General features: G+C 56.0%; 15 protein-coding genes, 1 pseudogene and 1 riboswitch. Of the genes and pseudogenes, 5 read left to right on the plus strand and 11 right to left on the minus strand.

The window, feature by feature from the left end; all coding sequences use genetic code 11:
* Window positions 1–151: 151 nt before the first annotated feature.
* Window positions 152–664 carry an ester cyclase gene (locus tag JCM15831_RS12700; RefSeq protein ID WP_232228185.1) on the minus strand — a complete coding sequence of 171 codons (513 nt, stop codon included), beginning with the start codon at window positions 662–664 and terminating at the stop codon, window positions 152–154.
* 130 nt (window positions 665–794) lie between these two features.
* Between JCM15831_RS12700 and JCM15831_RS12705 the strand changes: the two genes are divergently transcribed.
* On the plus strand, window positions 795–1,652 hold the full coding sequence (locus tag JCM15831_RS12705) for a LysR substrate-binding domain-containing protein (RefSeq protein ID WP_269530461.1): 858 nt from the start codon (window positions 795–797) through the stop codon (window positions 1,650–1,652).
* A gap of 92 nt (window positions 1,653–1,744) precedes the next feature.
* On the opposite strand, the gene JCM15831_RS12710 is transcribed toward JCM15831_RS12705, so the two are convergent.
* The 5 genes from JCM15831_RS12710 to JCM15831_RS22960 all read right to left on the minus strand — a co-directional run bounded on the left by JCM15831_RS12710 (window position 1,745) and on the right by JCM15831_RS22960 (window position 6,956).
* Window positions 1,745–2,083, minus strand: coding sequence for a hypothetical protein (locus tag JCM15831_RS12710; RefSeq protein ID WP_025824565.1), 339 nt, complete (start codon window positions 2,081–2,083; stop codon window positions 1,745–1,747).
* Between the two features lie 932 nt (window positions 2,084–3,015).
* Window positions 3,016–5,352, minus strand: coding sequence for an MMPL family transporter (locus JCM15831_RS12720; RefSeq protein WP_025824567.1), 2,337 nt, complete (start codon window positions 5,350–5,352; stop codon window positions 3,016–3,018).
* Window positions 5,353–5,362: 10 nt separating this feature from the next.
* A complete protein-coding gene (locus JCM15831_RS12725; protein ID WP_025824568.1) occupies window positions 5,363–5,968 on the minus strand; it encodes a LolA-related protein in 606 nt (201 codons plus the stop codon).
* Entirely contained in the window at window positions 5,965–6,270 is a 306-nt protein-coding gene (locus JCM15831_RS22955; protein ID WP_232228186.1) for a hypothetical protein, read from the minus strand. The genes JCM15831_RS12725 and JCM15831_RS22955 overlap by 4 nt, the downstream gene beginning before the upstream one ends.
* Window positions 6,271–6,314: 44 nt before the next feature.
* Window positions 6,315–6,956 (minus strand): hypothetical protein, encoded by a 642-nt coding sequence (locus JCM15831_RS22960; RefSeq protein WP_232228187.1) that lies wholly within the window; start codon window positions 6,954–6,956, stop codon window positions 6,315–6,317.
* Window positions 6,957–7,471: 515 nt separating this feature from the next.
* Here JCM15831_RS22960 and JCM15831_RS12735 point away from each other — a divergent pair.
* The 3 genes from JCM15831_RS12735 to JCM15831_RS20495 are packed head-to-tail and all read left to right on the plus strand — an operon-like array spanning window position 7,472 to window position 9,695.
* Window positions 7,472–8,221, plus strand: coding sequence for a class I SAM-dependent methyltransferase (locus tag JCM15831_RS12735; protein ID WP_025824569.1), 750 nt, complete (start codon window positions 7,472–7,474; stop codon window positions 8,219–8,221).
* Between the two features lie 41 nt (window positions 8,222–8,262).
* Window positions 8,263–9,177, plus strand: coding sequence for a hypothetical protein (locus tag JCM15831_RS21650; protein WP_156938894.1), 915 nt, complete (start codon window positions 8,263–8,265; stop codon window positions 9,175–9,177).
* Window positions 9,060–9,695, plus strand: coding sequence for a sulfatase-like hydrolase/transferase (locus tag JCM15831_RS20495; RefSeq protein ID WP_084490699.1), 636 nt, complete (start codon window positions 9,060–9,062; stop codon window positions 9,693–9,695). The genes JCM15831_RS21650 and JCM15831_RS20495 overlap by 118 nt, the downstream gene beginning before the upstream one ends.
* A gap of 65 nt (window positions 9,696–9,760) precedes the next feature.
* Here JCM15831_RS20495 and JCM15831_RS12745 read toward each other — a convergent pair whose 3' ends face one another.
* Window positions 9,761–10,978, minus strand: a complete 1,218-nt coding sequence (locus JCM15831_RS12745; RefSeq protein WP_025824570.1) for a cation:proton antiporter — start codon at window positions 10,976–10,978, stop codon at window positions 9,761–9,763.
* 162 nt (window positions 10,979–11,140) lie between these two features.
* On the opposite strand from JCM15831_RS12745, the gene JCM15831_RS18955 reads away from it, so the two are divergent.
* A complete protein-coding gene (locus tag JCM15831_RS18955; RefSeq protein ID WP_084490700.1) occupies window positions 11,141–11,971 on the plus strand; it encodes a M48 family metallopeptidase in 831 nt (276 codons plus the stop codon).
* A gap of 161 nt (window positions 11,972–12,132) precedes the next feature.
* On the opposite strand, the gene JCM15831_RS23780 is transcribed toward JCM15831_RS18955, so the two are convergent.
* The 4 genes and pseudogenes from JCM15831_RS23780 to JCM15831_RS22970 all read right to left on the minus strand — a co-directional run.
* Window positions 12,133–12,264: a hypothetical protein gene (locus JCM15831_RS23780; protein WP_308417113.1), complete on the minus strand. Its 132-nt coding sequence runs from the start codon at window positions 12,262–12,264 to the stop codon at window positions 12,133–12,135.
* 56 nt (window positions 12,265–12,320) lie between these two features.
* Window positions 12,321–14,339 (minus strand): TonB-dependent receptor, encoded by a 2,019-nt coding sequence (locus tag JCM15831_RS18960; RefSeq protein ID WP_308417114.1) that lies wholly within the window; start codon window positions 14,337–14,339, stop codon window positions 12,321–12,323.
* Window positions 14,340–14,430: 91 nt separating this feature from the next.
* A riboswitch (cobalamin riboswitch) is annotated at window positions 14,431–14,631 on the minus strand.
* A 123-nt stretch (window positions 14,632–14,754) separates the two neighbouring features.
* Window positions 14,755–15,333: a phospholipase domain-containing protein gene (locus JCM15831_RS22965; protein ID WP_232228188.1), complete on the minus strand. Its 579-nt coding sequence runs from the start codon at window positions 15,331–15,333 to the stop codon at window positions 14,755–14,757.
* A gap of 219 nt (window positions 15,334–15,552) precedes the next feature.
* A pseudogene (locus JCM15831_RS22970) lies at window positions 15,553–16,766 on the minus strand (alkaline phosphatase family protein); the annotation flags it as partial.
* Between the last annotated feature and the right edge of the window lie 102 nt (window positions 16,767–16,868).

A 16,868-nucleotide genomic window follows, 5' to 3' on the forward strand; every position in this document is an offset into this window, starting at 1 on the left:
TCAGTAACGCTTAGTCAGAACTCGGCTCAGCGCGATTACGTGCGTCTGCGCGGATGCGGGCAGCGATACGCACAGGCAGACTAAGACCAGCGTGAATACGCGCCGCTGTGCGGAGTAATCTCATAGATGCGTTGTGACTTCACGACGCGCTTCAATTCTTGGCACTGATCTGCGCTTCCATACCTTTTCGATCTGTCTGTAGCCAATATTCGACAATCTTATTGTCCTGGACCCTGTAAACGGCGGAAGTCAGCTCTAGTAATTCCTTGCCGGTCGGTTGTTCCCCGTTGAGCGATTTAAGATGGTGTCCGAACTGGCGCCACCGTACGAAGACAAGGTTCTTCTGCGCGATGAGAACATCAATTCGGAAACTATAATGGCCGAACAGAGAAATGAAATCTCTGACGTGATTTGTATAATCACTTGGGGTTCGGATGACCGTTTCTTCATTCTCGGACTGGATCTGATGGGCTTTGACGGATGATGCGAGATAACGGCTCGTTGCTTCCGGGTGACGTCCCGAGCGGACTTCTTCCAGAAAGGCACGCACGATCTTCTCGGCGCTGGCCGTAACATGAGTGGAGGCCTTAGCTTCCGTAGCGACAGAAAAACAAGCGACCCATGCCGGCAGAACCAAGCTTCTGATTGTCTTAAAAATTACCAATGACGTTCTCCTGTATCGACTATGCATCGATTAGGAGAAATTTCGGTCGAACCGGTAACGATGATTTCTTGGCCTTAGGCCAAGCCTGTCTTAGGCTTTGCCGATGCTTCGCCATTCAATACCTCTCCTTATGACTTTTGAAGTGGCGGCGCGGCACTGCAGTTTTGCACGTGGTGCGGCCGAACTTAATGTCACACCTGCGGCAGTCAGCCAGCAGGTTCGACTGCTTGAGGATCGACTGGGCCACAAACTTTTCGTTCGAAAGGCGAGGGGCCTTGAGCTCACGAAAGTGGGTCGTGACTTTGCAAGAGACATTCGTGCCGGTTTGCACACTCTCCAAGTTGCGACACAGACGCTGACCAAACCACGGGTCGAAGGCCGCTTGCGCGTGGCGACGTTTCATTCCTTCGGTCTGTTCTGGGTTCTTCCACGCCTTCCAGACTTCAGGGAACGCTATCCAGATGTCGATGTGCGTCTAATTCTGGGAAATGAGCGCGTTTCACTGAGTGGAAGCGAAGCCGATCTGTCGATCCGCTTTGGAACGCAGTCAGACGAAGGATGCGTTACAGAGGACTTCATGCGCGACACCGCGATCGTCGTCGCCAGTCCTGAAATACTGACAGGGCGTCCTGTCATGACCAAGAGTGCTGATCTGGCTGGGTTTCCCATTTTGCATGACGAAGCGGTTGCCGAGGGAGAAAGACGCCTACGGTGGTCCGACTGGCTCAAACACGGATCACCCCCTCAAGCCGAATGCTATCTTCCTGACGGTCTGAGTGTAATCCAAGCCTGTCTGCTCGGGCAGGGGTTAGCGATCGTCCGCTCATCCCTTGTCGGCAGTCACCTTCAAGCGGGTCGTCTAGTCAGAGTACTTGCGCATGAGAAGATACTGGATCTGCCTTACAGGGTGGTGACACGCCCGAGCGAGGCGCGCGATCATGTGCATGCCTTCAAGGAGTGGCTCAAGGAAATGGCAGAGCGTCGCTAATGTGTCGCTGCTCTGCCGAGCTTTCGAGATTAGAACGGGTGTTGTTTCAAATCTCTAATTGAGAGACGCTCGGTCCGATCAAAGAAGTCAGTTCAGTTCCCCGTCGGGTTGACCGCAGCGTCCTGCTCCGGATGACGTGAGACGATCTTCATCCCTGTATCTGTTTTGGAGACTTTCAATCCTGTGCCCCAGAGCATATGGCGCATCGCCTGATAGGGTTGTCTGTCGAGATGGATCTCATGTGCTGTCCTGCCCTGAAGCAATGCGGGTTCCACCTGGATCGGACAGCTGGAGCGTTCGGAAACTTTCTGTATGGCCTCATTCAGGGGCATGCGATCATAATCCCAGACATAATGTTTACCGAGGCAGGTTGGCCCGCTGCATGCAGTGAGGAGCAGCGCCAGGATGGTCACTTGTGAGAAGCGCAACATGGAAAGGGTTTGCCTTTTATTATTAGTTGATGGATCGTTGTGGTCACTCCACAGGGCGCTGAAAATTTCTTTTCAGGATAGACGTATATGCAGCCTCCAAGGTTGCGGACAGGAAGTGTTTCTGCCGCCCCTCAGCGACGTTTAAAAACAGATGAAGTGACGGTATGTTCATAAGTAAAATATCGACACTCGAGACCCGTTTCTAGTCAATTCTGGCCTTCGAAGGAGCTGTACCGCGATGATTGACGCCAAAGTTTGTGATGCGCGCTCTTCAAGACTCTTTATAATGGTGTCTATCGTGGATTTTGTAAAACTGTTTTAGGCTCTTCAACCATCAGACGCCGTTATTTAGTACTTCCCGGGGTTCGTCTTAGCAGTGTTTCTAAGATTCTCAACGCATCGGAATGCAGACGCGGTTACGAGTACAGATATATTGAAAATTGGTTTCCTCAAAATCGACAATAGTGGAAGCGTCACAGAAAAGTATTGGAGCCTTTCTGGTTTGTATCAGGGGTTGGGATGAGCTCCTCAAAATTTCGGATTGCTTGATCTGGAGATTTAGTAGACATCGAGCACTCGTATAGCGCCTCGCAGACATTCTCAGGAGAGTAATTTTCGTAGAATAAGTCTAACGAAGCACACAGCCTTGCTAATGAGAAGTAAATGCCAGATTTAACAATATTTCCGGACTCTTCAAAAAAGAAATATCTCTCATCATAATATGCGGACATCGCCGTATAGTTGTCCTTTCCCGGGAAATTCCTATTCCGGAGGAAGCAGGGGATATTCTCAGGGGAGAGGTCTCCCACGCGATACAAAACATCTAATCGGCAATAATCGAAAAACGTTTCAAATAATTTGTGATTATTTTGCGATAAGAAATATTCTGTGAGGCTTCTGCTCAGGGTATTCAGTCTCATCATTTTTTCTTTTCAATGGATTGATGCGTCTAACCGTCTCTGCCCAGCAATGATGAAGCAGAACCCGAGAGAAAGCGCTGCTCCGATCGAAATCGTGAGGCCGATCTCTGAGAGGAGACGTGTGTGGCAGAAAGCGAGGCAGCCGAAAGTGAGAACAGTCATAATATTACAGGTGACGAGTGTGCGGATTGTGCGAGCCCGCTCGGCACGATCGAGCTGAGGTCTGGCGAAGAACAGCGCGTAATCGAGCGCCACACCGGCAACAAACTGGATCGCTACGACATGCACCAATGAAAGCGGTTCATGCCTCAGGACCAGGATGGTTGGCAGAATCACTAACACCGTTCCGACTGACACGAGAACCTTGGTCAACCGTCGCAGGTCGCGAAAAACGGCGAGGAGGATCAGGACAGCGGCTGCGATACCGGTCGCGCTCCAGAGAAACGTTTGACGTGTGTGATAAGCAGTCAGCTCCTGCAGCTTTTCGTTGAGATCCAACACCAGGACATCGGGCTGCCCCGTCAGCGCGTCGCGAATACGGGGCATGTCCCGCACATCTTTCGGGAGGATGAGTCCCCACCAGCCATCCTTGCGCTCGAGAAGAAGTGGCGAGAGCGCATCGTTCAGTGGCGTTCCGACAAGCATTGGCGGTGTCAGCGGGACACGCTGTCTGGTGGTCTCGAGATCGGTTACGAAAGGCTCGAAGCTATTCGGTTTAAACGGAAGGCCCTCCAGAGCCTTCGCCACAGACAGTCGTAAGTCTCTACTGGCAGGCAGGACATTTTGTCTGAGCCGCTGCAGCGTCGTCGAGGGCAGAATCTGCGCGGCATCCTGAATGCCGGAAAGTGCGCCGTGTTTAATCAATCCCTCGAACACGGGCTGCAGTGCTTCTTCACGTTCAAGGAGCTCTTCAGCACTACCCGCATGAACGGCGATGAGTTTGGAAGAATCCGGGGTGCCAAGCTCGCGCCTCAACTCCAGTTCAAGTGCCCGGTCGCTCACTGATACCGGGCCAAGCGCAGTGAGGTCGGTCACGAGCTTCGGTGGGTGGATCAGCAGAAGGCCTGCGGCTCCCAACACTGGGACAAGAACGAGGGATCGCCAGCGACGAAGACCTTCCAGTTTCTCAAGGATTGGAGAAGGCCCGCTGGTGGTCGGGGCAAGATCGGCAGCCACAATCAGGCGCGGCATGAGTAGAAGCGTTACGGCTGCAGATGTCAGAAGCCCAACGGCCGCGAAAACGCCGAGTTGAGCAAGACCGGGAAGTCCGCAAAGGATCATGCCGCTCAGACCGAGCGACGCTGTCAGCGCGGCCAGTCGAAGACTGGGGCCAATACGTCGAAGCGTCGCCTGTGGTCCCTCGCCATGATCTCGATGTCCGATGAGCAAAACCGGATAATCCAGTGACACGCCCAGCATCGTCATGCCGAAGCCGAAGGAGATGCCATGAACCGAGCCGAAGATGAGGCGCACGACGATCACGGCTACAGTCAGCGAGATGAAGAAAGGCGCCCCGATTGCGGCGAGTACCCAGAAAGAGCGAAATCGCCAGAACAGGATGCTCGCGACAATGACAACGGATGCAAGGCTGATCAGATGGATGTCGCCGCGCATGACGTTTGCACTATGAACGGCGAGTACAGCAGGCCCGCTGAGCAGGAGATGCGCCTCTTTAGGGTGGGTGGCCTCGAAAGCTTGCTGAATGGCTTTGGGCGCATCTTTTTGCTCAGCAAAATTCATGCCGTTCGCTCTGGTGCGAAGCAAAAGCAGGGCGCGTGGATCTTCGGATGACCGACCCGGAGCGAACCAGACGTCGTCGATGAGCCTTGCCTGGATTTCAGGCTGAAATTGTTTGAGCGTGCTTGGAAAAGCCCCTGTCGGGTCGCGCAAGGCGAAGCGCCGGATCAGGGGCTCGGCGGCAGATTCAAGACCGTCCAACGTGTCTTGGAAAGCTTGTGAGAGGTGCTCGGGAGTGAAAATGCGTGTTTGTGGATCGGGTGCTAGCAGATAACGGTAATTGAGGAGCAGCTTGTTCAGGCTTTCGCTCTCATCGACGGTAAATGAGCCGTTGAGGACGGCTGAAAAGCGTGGGTTTCTGCTCAGGGTGGCGCGCATCTCCCGGCTGATCCGGGCAAGTTCGGCCGTTGACTGGCCCTCGATCGCTACAGTGATGAAAGAGGAGGCGACACCTTCTCGCACTTCACGCATCAGGAAGCGGGTTCCGGAATCGTGGCCGGCGGGGAGAAATCCCGCCATGTCGGTGCGTAAAGGGATCAGAATCAGCGTGCCTGCCGCGAAGGCCAGCGAGATAAGGAGAACCAGCGCCAGATGCAGGGGAGATCGCCGCATCCCAGCCGACTCAGAGCGCGATTGAGATCGACTGGAGGTCGCCATTTTCCTGCTCGATTTCCAGATCCGTTATCGCGTTGAGTTTGCCTTTGATGACCACTTTGCGGACATATTTTGCGGTTTCCTCGGTCGCCGGAATGAGCGTGAGGGTCCAGAGACCCTTCCCGTCTTCCTGAGCGGAGAGATGATATTCCCGAGCAAGGAGCGCATTATCGCCAGAAAGTGGCGCGCGAAGCGTATCGGTCAGGACCTGAAGGGCATGGCTACTGGAGATATCGAGTCTGTGTGTCGCCGTGTTTCCTCTCGTCAGCATGACGTCGTGGCCGCTGATCACCAGATCCTCGCGGCGCGGAGAAAGCGTGAGCTTTTCCAGAGTGTCTGGCGCGCGCCACCGCAAAATTCCTGAGCTTTCCAGCTTCTTGCTCAGCGCGGCTAGCGTGCGTGTTTCGTGAAACGTATTTTCCCGCGATGTCACTGCGCCGATCCGTTTGACGATCTCGTTGGCAAGCGCCGAGGAAGAAGGCGCTGTCTCGGCTCGGGGCTGCGTGATGACGCTGGCTGAGATGATGGCGATAATCGGGAAGAGGCGGATGCGAAACCTGACGGGTGTTCTCATGATCTCTCCTCCCAAAAATCATAGTAATTATGCCAGGAGAGCGGATATTTTCGGCATAAATCACTTATCCAGTCTGCATAGCGGATCATCCAGCCCTTGAGGGTCGCCTCTTTTTCACGGGCAGTGCCGGTGAGCTCGATACGATCAGCGAAATCCTCAAAGGCGATATCGTAGCTGCCGTCTGCCTCGCGGATACCTCGGAAGAGAATGACAGGACTTTGCGCAAGGGCAGCAAGACGGATCGGACCGACGGGAAGAGGCGCCTCTTTCCCTAATACCGGTATCGGAAGACTGCGCCCCATATCATGCGCCCGATCGCCCAAAATCGCGACGACCTCTCCTCGTTCTAGCTTTCTGCGACGCGCAGCATGGTGTCGGGTTCGCCAAGAGGGATGAGACGGTCTTCATAGCCGGGATCGAGTGCTTCGATCACTCGTGTCGCGTCACCCGTATAGCCGCGATACATCAATATTTTGAGGGTAAGCGGCGCAGGCATGACCCGCATGACTGCGCGCAGAGAGTCAAAAGAGCCGATATGCGCGCCAAGGAGGATACAGCCGCGCCCTTCCTCAAGCGCCTTGAAAAGCCGCTCCGGACCTTCAACCGATATCTCTGGAAGCTTGGCCTGCAGATCAAGAATGAAGAGGCGGTCCAGCGTGATTTGGGCGTAGGAGCGGATATGCTTCCAGATCATGAAGAGGCTGGGTTCTCGTCCTAGCACGCGGCGTAGATAGGCTCGCGAATTACGACGGCTTGTCCTGTCTTTGATGAGGTACCAAAGCGCAATCGGGTCGAGCAAAGGGATCAGCGGGCGTCGCCCGACGAGACGCGCGAGATAGAGCATAAAAGAGATGGCGCGCTGACTGCCGCGCTCTGGGACAAGCCATGTTTCAGTCGTTTCTTGTGAAGAGACGGTCTTGTCACGCGCTACTTCATACCGACGCAGCTCTGCGTTGCTGAGACTTGCGTTCACAGGGGGTGACCGCATTTCATCGCTGAGAGACGCCGAGGACCGATCTCAGCGCAGGTCCGGTGGCGTGACATAGGAGCTGCACTGGGAGCCGTTATCCTCTCTAATGGAAGTATATCGTCGATCAACAGCGCGTTAGATAGCACGGTCACGTGAGAAGATGAAATACGTAAACACTCTTGGGAAAACGACAAACAAGAGGATTGTAGAATATTCGGTTAATTTTTCTGTATACCGTAACTTGAGAATGTCGATTTAAGTAGCTTTTGGTCGTGAGGGTGCAATAAAAATTTTCCACGCATCGAAAGGAAGATCTACTTCGTATGGATGGGATCGGGAACGCCTGTATTGTCAGGATATCTTCCTTATTCACACCTGTTGCTTCTTCGATCGAGCGATCTGCACTCCGGGGAAAAATAGAGAGAGCGAAAACACCGGGAGATCGCGACTTGCATAGCGGGTGGCATTGAGTAGAAAAACCCCGCCGGGGTCGCGTTAGCCATGCCCTGTTTCGTCTTTGTCGTGAGCCTGTGATGACCGATCCAATGCGTGAAAAAGCACCTCCTCATCCGGTTCTCACCGACTGGTATCAGAAGGACTCAAGTCGTCAGACCTTCGTACGTTCTCTTTTTGATCGTACGGCTCCGCATTACGATCGGATCAATGCGATCTTTTCGCTCGGGAGTGGAAGGTGGTTCAGACGGTCCATGCTGCAGCGTCTCGGTCTCAGATCAGGTCATGATGTGCTCGATATCGCTACAGGGACCGGTCTTGTGGCGCGCGAAGCTGCCGCGATTGCGGGGAGGGCCCATGTCATCGGGCTGGATATGAGCCTCGGCATGCTCGCAGAGTGCAGGAAGAACGTGCCTGGGATCGCGCTGATTCAGGCTGACGCGCAAAATCTGCCGTTTGCAGACGCCCAGTTCGATGTTCTGTCCATGGGGTACGCTCTCCGACATGTTGCAGACCTGAACGCGGCGTTCGCATCCTGGCGTACGGTGTTGAAGCCCGGTGGTTCCGTTCTCATTCTTGAGATCGGCCGTGCGCGTCATGCTCTGGTGCAGGCGCTATTGCGCGTCTATCTGGGGCGGATCGTGCCTATTCTCTCCGGCGTGGCTGCGACCAGCGATAGCCGCAGTCTTATGGAATATTATTGGGACACGATTGCTGAATGCGTACCGCCTCAGGAAATTCTGCGCGCCTTGCAGGGAGCCGGTTTTAAGAACGTCCGTAAGCGCACCTATCTTGGCGTGTTCCATGCCTATTCGGGAACAGCGCCGTAATGCCGGTCTCGTCCTGATGGCGCCCCATTGGAGCTGACCCTTTGAGCCTGACCGTGCTCGTTGGGGCTATGATCTTTTCTTACGCATTCGTCAGAGGGGCCAATAGCTTCGTCAAAGGGGGCTGCAAGCTAGAACGGGGGCTCCTTTTCGAGGGGATGCGTGACCGGCTTGGTGATGCCTCTTTTTTCGGGTTTGTTTTTGGCATTTCTCTCGCGATCAGCGGGTGGCCGGGCTTCGCTGCGCTCTCGACGGTGGTCTTCACGGCTGCCCTGGTTGCTGCATCGAACGCCAAGCACATTCTTCTTCAGGAACCTCTGGTCTTTACGGATTTCGTACTCCTCAAATGCGTCGTGAAACATCCGACATTCTATATGTTCGCCATAGGCATTCGCCTGCGTTTGGCGATCGTTTTGGGCCTCATCCTAATGATCGGGCTGCTCGTCTGGTCGTTGGTCTCCGCCCCTTTGATCGGTCATGTTACCGGCCTGTTCTTGATCATTTTTTTTCTGACGGTTTTGAGGCTGCTGCCGGTAGAAAAGATCGCACCCGAACCCGATTTGGCGAGAGATGTCTCCCGACTGGGCCTGGGTGGCTGCCTCGCCCTTTACTGGCGGCGCTGGTTGCAGCAGGCACCTGGCCCGGTACCGGCTCTTCCTTCTCCAGCAAAGGCAGAGCCGGGCGAAATCTGCATTGTTGTTCAATGTGAGTCCTTTGCAGAGCCCGCCAGGCTCGGCTTGCCCTCATCGGTGGTGTTGCCAGAGTTGAATGAGTTCAACGCTGCGCGTGCCAGGCGTCTCAATACGGGCGGCTCGATGTCAGTGTATTTGGCGCCTACACGCTGCGCACTGAATATGCGGTCCTTTCTGGGCGCGGCGAGAGTGAGCTTGGTTTTTGTCGTTACGATCCCTTCCTTTCAGCGCTCGGTGACGCTGACAAAACCTTGCCCAGTCTCCTGAATGACGCAGGGTTTCACTCGATTTACGTGCATCCCAACGACCTCGATTTTGCCGATAGGGCCGTCTACATGCCCGGACTTGGTTTTGCGGACTCCATCGGTATCGAGGGATTTTCGAGCCAGGCGGCGAATAAGGGCGAAAGGGTTAGCGATTTCGACCTTGCAGAATTCATCCTGGACGCTGTGGACAGGCATGTTGACCCGCTTTTCATCTACGCCGTGACGATAGAGAACCACGGCCCCTGGTCGGGCCATGGGGACCCCGGGGAGCGCTATCTCTCAAACCTCACTAAAAGCGACGCGATGATTGGCGCGCTCGTCCGCGGTCTCGATGCCCGTGGACGACCCGCAAGGCTGATCTTCTTTGGGGATCATCGCCCTTCCATCCCGGGTCTGATCTCATCGGACGCAGGACGGGATACGCCTTATGTGATTGTCGATTTCGCCAAGGGAGAAATCGCGCCACGATCATGTGACATTCCCCCCGAAGCCTTGTTTGAGGCCGCTTTAGGACGGTGATGTCAGCTCGCGAGAGCGTCCCCTTAGACCTGAAGTTCTCGAGGCTGCGCCCTGCGCGGCGTCGATCAGGCCTTCGCCGCGTGTCTGGGTTTGAACAGGTGGAAGAGGGGACCGGTCAACAATGTCGAAATGACAGCAAGAACCATCAGAGAGGCAAACGCGAATTCCGACAACATGCCCTGCTCGTGGAGGATCGTTGCGGCCACGATTTCCATGAGGCCCTTGCATTGGAGCAAGGAACCCAGGCCCAGCGTCTGACGTGTTGAAAGCCCTGAGGCAGGCGGAAAGAGATAGATCGATCCCATCTTGGCCAGGATCGAGATCGCAACGAGGCTGAGGGAGGCGAGCACCGAGGGCCAGGTCAGGGCGTCGCCGTTGATCCTCAAACCACTATGGCCGAAGAAAAGCGGCGCGACCCAGATCAGGGCAAAGGTCGAGATGGCTTCATAGGGCAGGCGTCTGACCCATGAGGGCGGCATGAAGGCGCCAGCAAAATAGGCACCGATCAATTCGTGCATCCCCAGCGTCATACTCGCCCAAGACCCAAGGCTCAGGTAGAGGGGGACGACGGCCCAGATCAGCAGGCGCGGGGGATTGCGGTAATGGCGCGACGCCAGAGATCCGCCGAGGCCGAGAGCGATGAGGAGAAGGGCTGCGCCGCCTTCTCTGAGACCCCAGCTATGCATGGCTGTCTGACGTTCGGCAGCAAATTGAAGGACCGCGAGGCCAATCCAAAGGGTCGCGTCATCGATCACAGCCAGTTTGAGGGCCAGCTGGCCGATGGGTCTGTCTGCGGCGGGGAGCTCTCTTACGATCCCGATCAGCACGGGCAAGGCGCTTACAGCGATACAGAGCCCGATCGATGCTGCGGCAATAACCGGCGAAACCGATGGCGCGTGCCAACCGGGAAGCGGCAGGAAAAAGTAATAGACGAGGATCGCACCGACAAGAAACGGGCCGCCCAGCGCGATGACGGCGCCGCCAAGCAGGCGGGGCACAGGGGGCTTCACAAGTGGCCCCTCTACTGGACCATCATCAGGGTGCTGCCACATCTCCATGCCCGCCGTGAAGGCGAGGACAAGCACAGCAATCCAGCCGATCGTGTCACCGTAGAAGGAAGGGATCCCGAGCGATTTGAGCGGTAGGTGCCAGACAGCCGCCAGGATGCCGATCAAGATCGGGATCACGGCGATCGGGATGGTGCGGCCGATCAAGCGCCAGAGCAGCCAGGGCACGCATACAAAAATACCGGCATCTGCCAAGACAGCAGCGAGATCGTACATATGTGCCCTTTCGCAATTCAAGGAGAGGATAGCGTGGTTGAGGGGGGAAGATCAAATTGCCTCGATCAGACGAAAAGCGCGATCTAGAGTGGCAGTATTGTGCCACCTGAAAAATATAAATGAGTGCCCAGGGACTATACCCAATAAATCCGTTGATTTTTTATGAGGACATCTATCTGTTTCCATATAAAATGTAATGGAAATGCTATGAACCTGAGATTTTCTCAATACAGACTCTCCAAGGAGAGCAGTTACGGTGCGGCCCTGACGATCGTTGGATCGGGCATCTGGTTCCTCGTTCTACTGAACATCTTACTTCAGAAAAACGCGATCGCTGGTATTTTCGGACTTGGGATTGATGGGGTCTTTTTGTGGGTTTTCTTCCGGTTCATGGCGGCATTATTTCGGGCGCGCATGTTCGGAAATTCGATTGCGCTGACCAAGGAACAGTTCCCCGAGCTATACGACATTTTCGTCGATGCCAGTCAGCAGCTCGGGCTCAAGAAAACGCCGGAAGCCTTCATCTACAATTCGCATGGAGTCATGAATGCAGTCGCTGTGATGTTTGCTCGCGGGCGCTATGTCTTGCTGACATCGGCGATCGTGGAGATCGAAGAACACGAACAGCTTCGGTTTATCATCGGACACGAGCTTGCTCACCATGCTTTGGGCCATCTGGGCTTTTTCAAACACGTTCTGCGCTTGCCTGGTTGTCTTGTTCCTTTCCTCTACTCAGCATACTCGCGAGCCAGAGAGTTCAGTTGCGATGCCGTCGGAGCGGCGCTCCTGGAAGATAAGATTCATGCTTTGACTGCGTTGCAGATGCTGGCTTGCGGCGCGCGACGTCTCAATTCGGGGCTTAACCCCCGAGCCTTCGCTGCCCAGGAGCGTCACGTCCCTCGCATTGCGGGTTTCTGCCGGGAAATCATGATGACACATCCGCGCACAACGAGGAGAGTGGAACGTTTGATGACAGTGTTTTCGTTTGATTGATGATCAGGCAGTTCGAAGCGCAAAGAGGTATCACGCGAAGTCTCAAATGTGGCGATGGTCGGTTTGTGGCTGGTCTAGGATACTTTAGGTGGGACAGAGTCGCCTCTGTCCCGACAAGTCCACTCCGCTTTTCCAGATTGTCTCGACAACACGTTCGGAAATCAAAAACCGGCTTGCAGGCTGATCGAGAACGCTCGCGGCGTCCCAATGAGCACTTCCGAAGGGTAGCTCGTATCGGCCCATTGGACGAAATGCTTATCGCCGATGTTATCGATCCGCCCGTAGAGCGTCATGCCTTTTCGAAGATGCCAGCCAGCAAAGACATTGACCAGGGCGTAGTCCTTGAGAGTCAGGGTGTTCGCAAAGTCGCCTGACGGGCGGAAACGTAGCGCATGCCTGTGCCCAGATCGACGGGGAGATCCAGAGCTGAAGACCAGATCGCCCAGAAATTGGCGGTAACAGCGGGCACGTTTGGGACCTGATGACCCGAGGCATCGGTCGATGCGTCCGGATAGAACGTCCCGTAATGCGCGTCCGTGTACGCGACATTGCCTGACAGGCTCCAATGACGGTCCAGACGCCAGTCAGCCTCAGCTTCGACGCCTCGTGATCGCTGGCTGCCTGCGGTTGAGACACTGTCCTGACCGGTCTGCACAAGCACCCGGCTGCGACGGATATCGAACAAGGAGAGTGTTGTGACGAGCCGTCCGGAAAGCGCGCACGCTTTGAGGCCAATCTCACCCTGTCGCGACTGGCTGAGGCGCGAGAACTGTCCCTTATTAGCGATGAACAGGTTCGATCCCGGGGGATCTTCCGCTGTCGTATAGACGCCGTAGACGCTCAACTCTGGTAGGATGTCATAGACCGGACCGATGCGGAAATTTGCCGGGTTATAATGGCCCTTGAAACTGGTCGAGGTATTGAATTGCCCGCTCTGGTTGTAATTTTGTCTGTCGAGTGAGAGCCAGTCATAACGAAACCCACCGACAAGCCTTAATCTGGGGGTGAGTGAGAGCGTGTCTTCAAGAAAAAGCCCGGCATCGACCATGGTTGTGGGGGATTTCCGGTAGGGGATTTCCCCCTCGAAGGTCCCGAGGGCGCCTCCCTCAGGGCTGGTGAGCGACACGCTGTCTGCATAGGTCGCGTCAGGGAAGCCGCGATTACGGACGAAGCGCAGATAATACGCGTCGCCCCCGATCACGAAGCGGTTCTTCAGGCCCCGAAAGACACTGTCGACACGGGCATCGACGCTGTCTCCAACTTGATGCTGGTTCTGGTAGACATAAAACCGGTCACGTCCGATACGGCCCGGTGCGATTGAAGCGCCACTCGCATCGATTTGCCCTGTCTCTCCAATATAGGTATAGGCCTCGGCATTGTCCCAGCGACGCTTGGCATAGACGAAATAGGCTTTGTCATGCAGCGTGATATGGTCTTTGAGTGTCCAGGTAAGACGCAGTGTCGGGGTTGCGTTGACTGAACTGGCGCGAGGGTTTGCAACGTTATAGGTGCGCCACAGTGATGAGCGGCTGACCACGAAATTTTTCGATGACTGCAACAGACCGCCTGCTGGATCTTGTACAGCTGAACCGGGGACCAGAGGCGTGCCGTAATAGGTCGAGAGGTTGTCCGTGAGATAGTCCATGCCCAGTTGTGCGGAGAAACGCGGGGAGGGACGCCAGAGCAATGTTGTCGTCCAGTCATTGCTGTGCGGATTGGCGCCGCTCACATAGCCATCGGATGAGGTGCGACTGAAATCGCTGCGAAGGGCGAGTGTTTTGCTGAGCGGCACGGAGCCACCGATCCCTGCATTCCAGCTATTGAAGCTGCCATAGGAGACCAGCGCGTCAAGATGAGCGTGCTCCAGATCAGGGCTTCGCGTCCGCATATCGACCGTGCCGCCAACGGCGCCCTGACCGTACAGGACCGAAGAAGGTCCCTTGAGCACCTCTACTGCCTCGAGATTGAACGCATTCAGAGGGCGGTTCACCATCGTGGTGGGACCGAAATAGAAACCGTCTCTCAGCACAAGAATCTGATTGCCGCCAAAGCCCCGCATCATCAGCTGGGCAGGGTTGCCCGGAGACCCTCCCGATGTCACGCCGGAAGCTGAATCAGCGGCCTGCTCGGCCTGAGCATAGCCACGGGTCGAGATGAGCTTCTGGTCGATGACCGAAATCGAGGCCGGGCTGTGCTGGATGGTAAGACCGAGCTTGCCGCCGATGGCAGGCGTGGCATTCAGCCCAGTACTTTGCCCATGAGCGGTGATATATTCATCTGCCGCGCTCTGGTCTTGGGCGATGGCGGGAAAGGAGAGCAGGGGAAGCCCTGCGAGGAGGAGAGATTTGAGCGGGCGCGAGGGGCGCATGATGGCGGTTTTATCCCGTGGTCAGACACGTCACTACGATGAGCAGGTTTTAGCCTGTTCCTTCCGGGACACCCCGCCCATCAGTTTTCGTCCGTGACTATGGATGATGGCAGGTCTCCTGACTTGTGCGTCGTCACATGATGACAAGCCTTCCCGGGGGGATAAACCCAGTGGCCGGGCCCGAAGACCCTTGTCAGCAATCTCTTCACCTACAGTTGCGGGGGCAGTCATGGCGTCAGACCATGTTCCCTTTTCATCCCGGCAAGCGGGAACCATCGGGCGCGACCCTAACGTGCGTTTCTGGGCTGTCAATCTGGCGGCCCTGAGCCGCGAAACCCCGAATTCAGGGGGCGCATGACGGATCGATGCGGAGCCTGTCTATTCCCGCATCGATCCGTTGCTTCGGGCGCCGAACTTACCTGTGTGCGGTCTTCCCCATGTGAGGGTCCGAAATGCTCGGCTCCCCGTTTTCGATATGTCCGGCTGCGGCCAGCAGGACATCACCGGACATCGATTTGACCTCCACGTGATACCAACCCTGGCTGGGAACCAGATCTACAGTTTCTGTTGCGCGCGACCGGGCTTTGAGAGGACATGTCATCTTCTCGCCGCTGTAATGGTCGATGAGGAGGACATCCTTTTCTGCCGGCCTGGATGTCGAGAAGACAAAGGTGAGCTTGTTGCCGTCTTCTTCAAGCTCGAGGGCGAGGTTGCTCGACGGGCGATGCAGACGATAAAATCCGTGAGGGCCGTAGATCTCCACATTGCCTTGTGAAGCGCAGGTCCATGTCTGGCTTGTCCCTGCCAGGACTGTCAGATGCTGGCTGGGGTGCCCGGATTGACGGATGCGGAAGACCACGCCTTGCTTTCCGGTATTGGAAAAGCTCAGCTTGTCGGGATGATCCGCATCGGTGCTGACCGCGAAGCGATAAGGCAAAGCGCGGCTGGGGCGCTGTCCTGTTTCCTGCAGCGGCAGGCTGCCATGCTCCGGCACGACTGGCGGCGGGTGAGCGCAGGAGAGCCGTGTCTGCGGCAGGTAATCGTCTGTGTTGGGGAGTTCTGCCGACCACTGGGCATCGGGCTTGGAGAAATCGAAGACTGACGTCAGGTCACCGCAGACCGCGCGGCGCCAGGGCGTGATGGTCGGGCAGACGACGCCAAAGCGCTTTTCGAGAAATTGCAGGATCGAGGTGTGATCGAATACCTGCGAATTGACCCAGCCTCCCTTCGTCCAGGGCGAGATGATCAGGCTGGCACACGCGGGCCGAGACCGACCGGTTCCCCATGATAGCTTTCACCTGCGGTCGAGATTGCATCGCTTCCTTCGCCTGAAAGCGTCGGGATCGGCGGCGGCATGTGATCGAAAAACCCATCATTCTCATCGTAATTGAGAATGAAGACGGTCTTGGCCCATGTATCGGGATGACGAACAAAAATGTCGATCAGCTTGGAGATGAGATGCTCGCCAAAGCCGGGAGGGGCTTCAGGGTGTTCGGACAGGGCTGCTGGGGGAACGATCCAGGAAACCTGCGGCAGTGTTCCCTTGGCGATGTCACGTTCGAAGGCCTCCAATAGATAGCGGCCTTCGAGCTCATGCATGTTGTCCTTGTTCGAGCCAGGGACAACGGCACGGCCGTTGAGATAGCGCCAATCCTTGCGGTCGAGGTTGCGGAACTGCCGGAACGATGCGAGCGGGTTATCGCCGAAATTGTCGTATTCTTGGTAGAATTTCCAGCTGACGCCTGCTTCCTGTAGCCGCTCAGGATAGGTCGTCCAGTCGAAGGGTTTGAACTTCGGATTGTCATGCGCCATGTCGGCAGACCAGTTGCCGTCATCCTCATTGACGACGGCCTGCGTTCCATCAGCGCCGACGGAGAGGCCATTCGTTCCCGTGAAGAAATAGAGGCGATTGGGGTTGGTCGGGCCGAAGATCGATGCGTGATAGGCATCGCAGATCGTGAAGGCATCGGCGAGCGCGTAGTAGTAAGGGATTTCCTTGCGCGTGAAATAGCCCATGGTCATCGGCGTCTTGTGGGGGATCCAGCAGCCCCATTCGTTCCAGGCTGCCTGTGAGCCTTTCCAGCTATGGTCGAGGCTTTTGAGGCACGCTGCCGAAGTGTGCACCGTGTCGAACAGGAACGGCCAGATCGCGCGGCCCTTCTCGTTCTTCTGCGCGAATACCGAGCTGCCATCGGACTGACGTTCGGCGCGTGGATCACCGTAACCACGCACGCCGCGCAGGGTCCCGAAATAATGATCGAAAGAGCGGTTCTCCTGCATCAGGATCACGACGTGCTTGACGTCTTCGATGGTGCCCGTCTCGCGATTGGCGGGGATTGCCAGAGCCTGTTTGAGATTGTCAGGGAGCATGGCCCCAGCCAGTGCGGCTGCGCCGAAATGGAGAAATTGCCGACGGCTGGGTGTCATGATGTGTGTCCCGTTTGTTCAAACGGCTCGATCGATCCTGCCGGATCGAGCGAGCATCGTTTTGTTTCGGTAGAGCAGGTGTCTCTCTGCTGAGCGGTTAAC

The sequence above is a fragment of the Asaia astilbis JCM 15831 genome (assembly GCF_000613845.1).
GTDB lineage: Bacteria > Pseudomonadota > Alphaproteobacteria > Acetobacterales > Acetobacteraceae > Asaia > Asaia astilbis.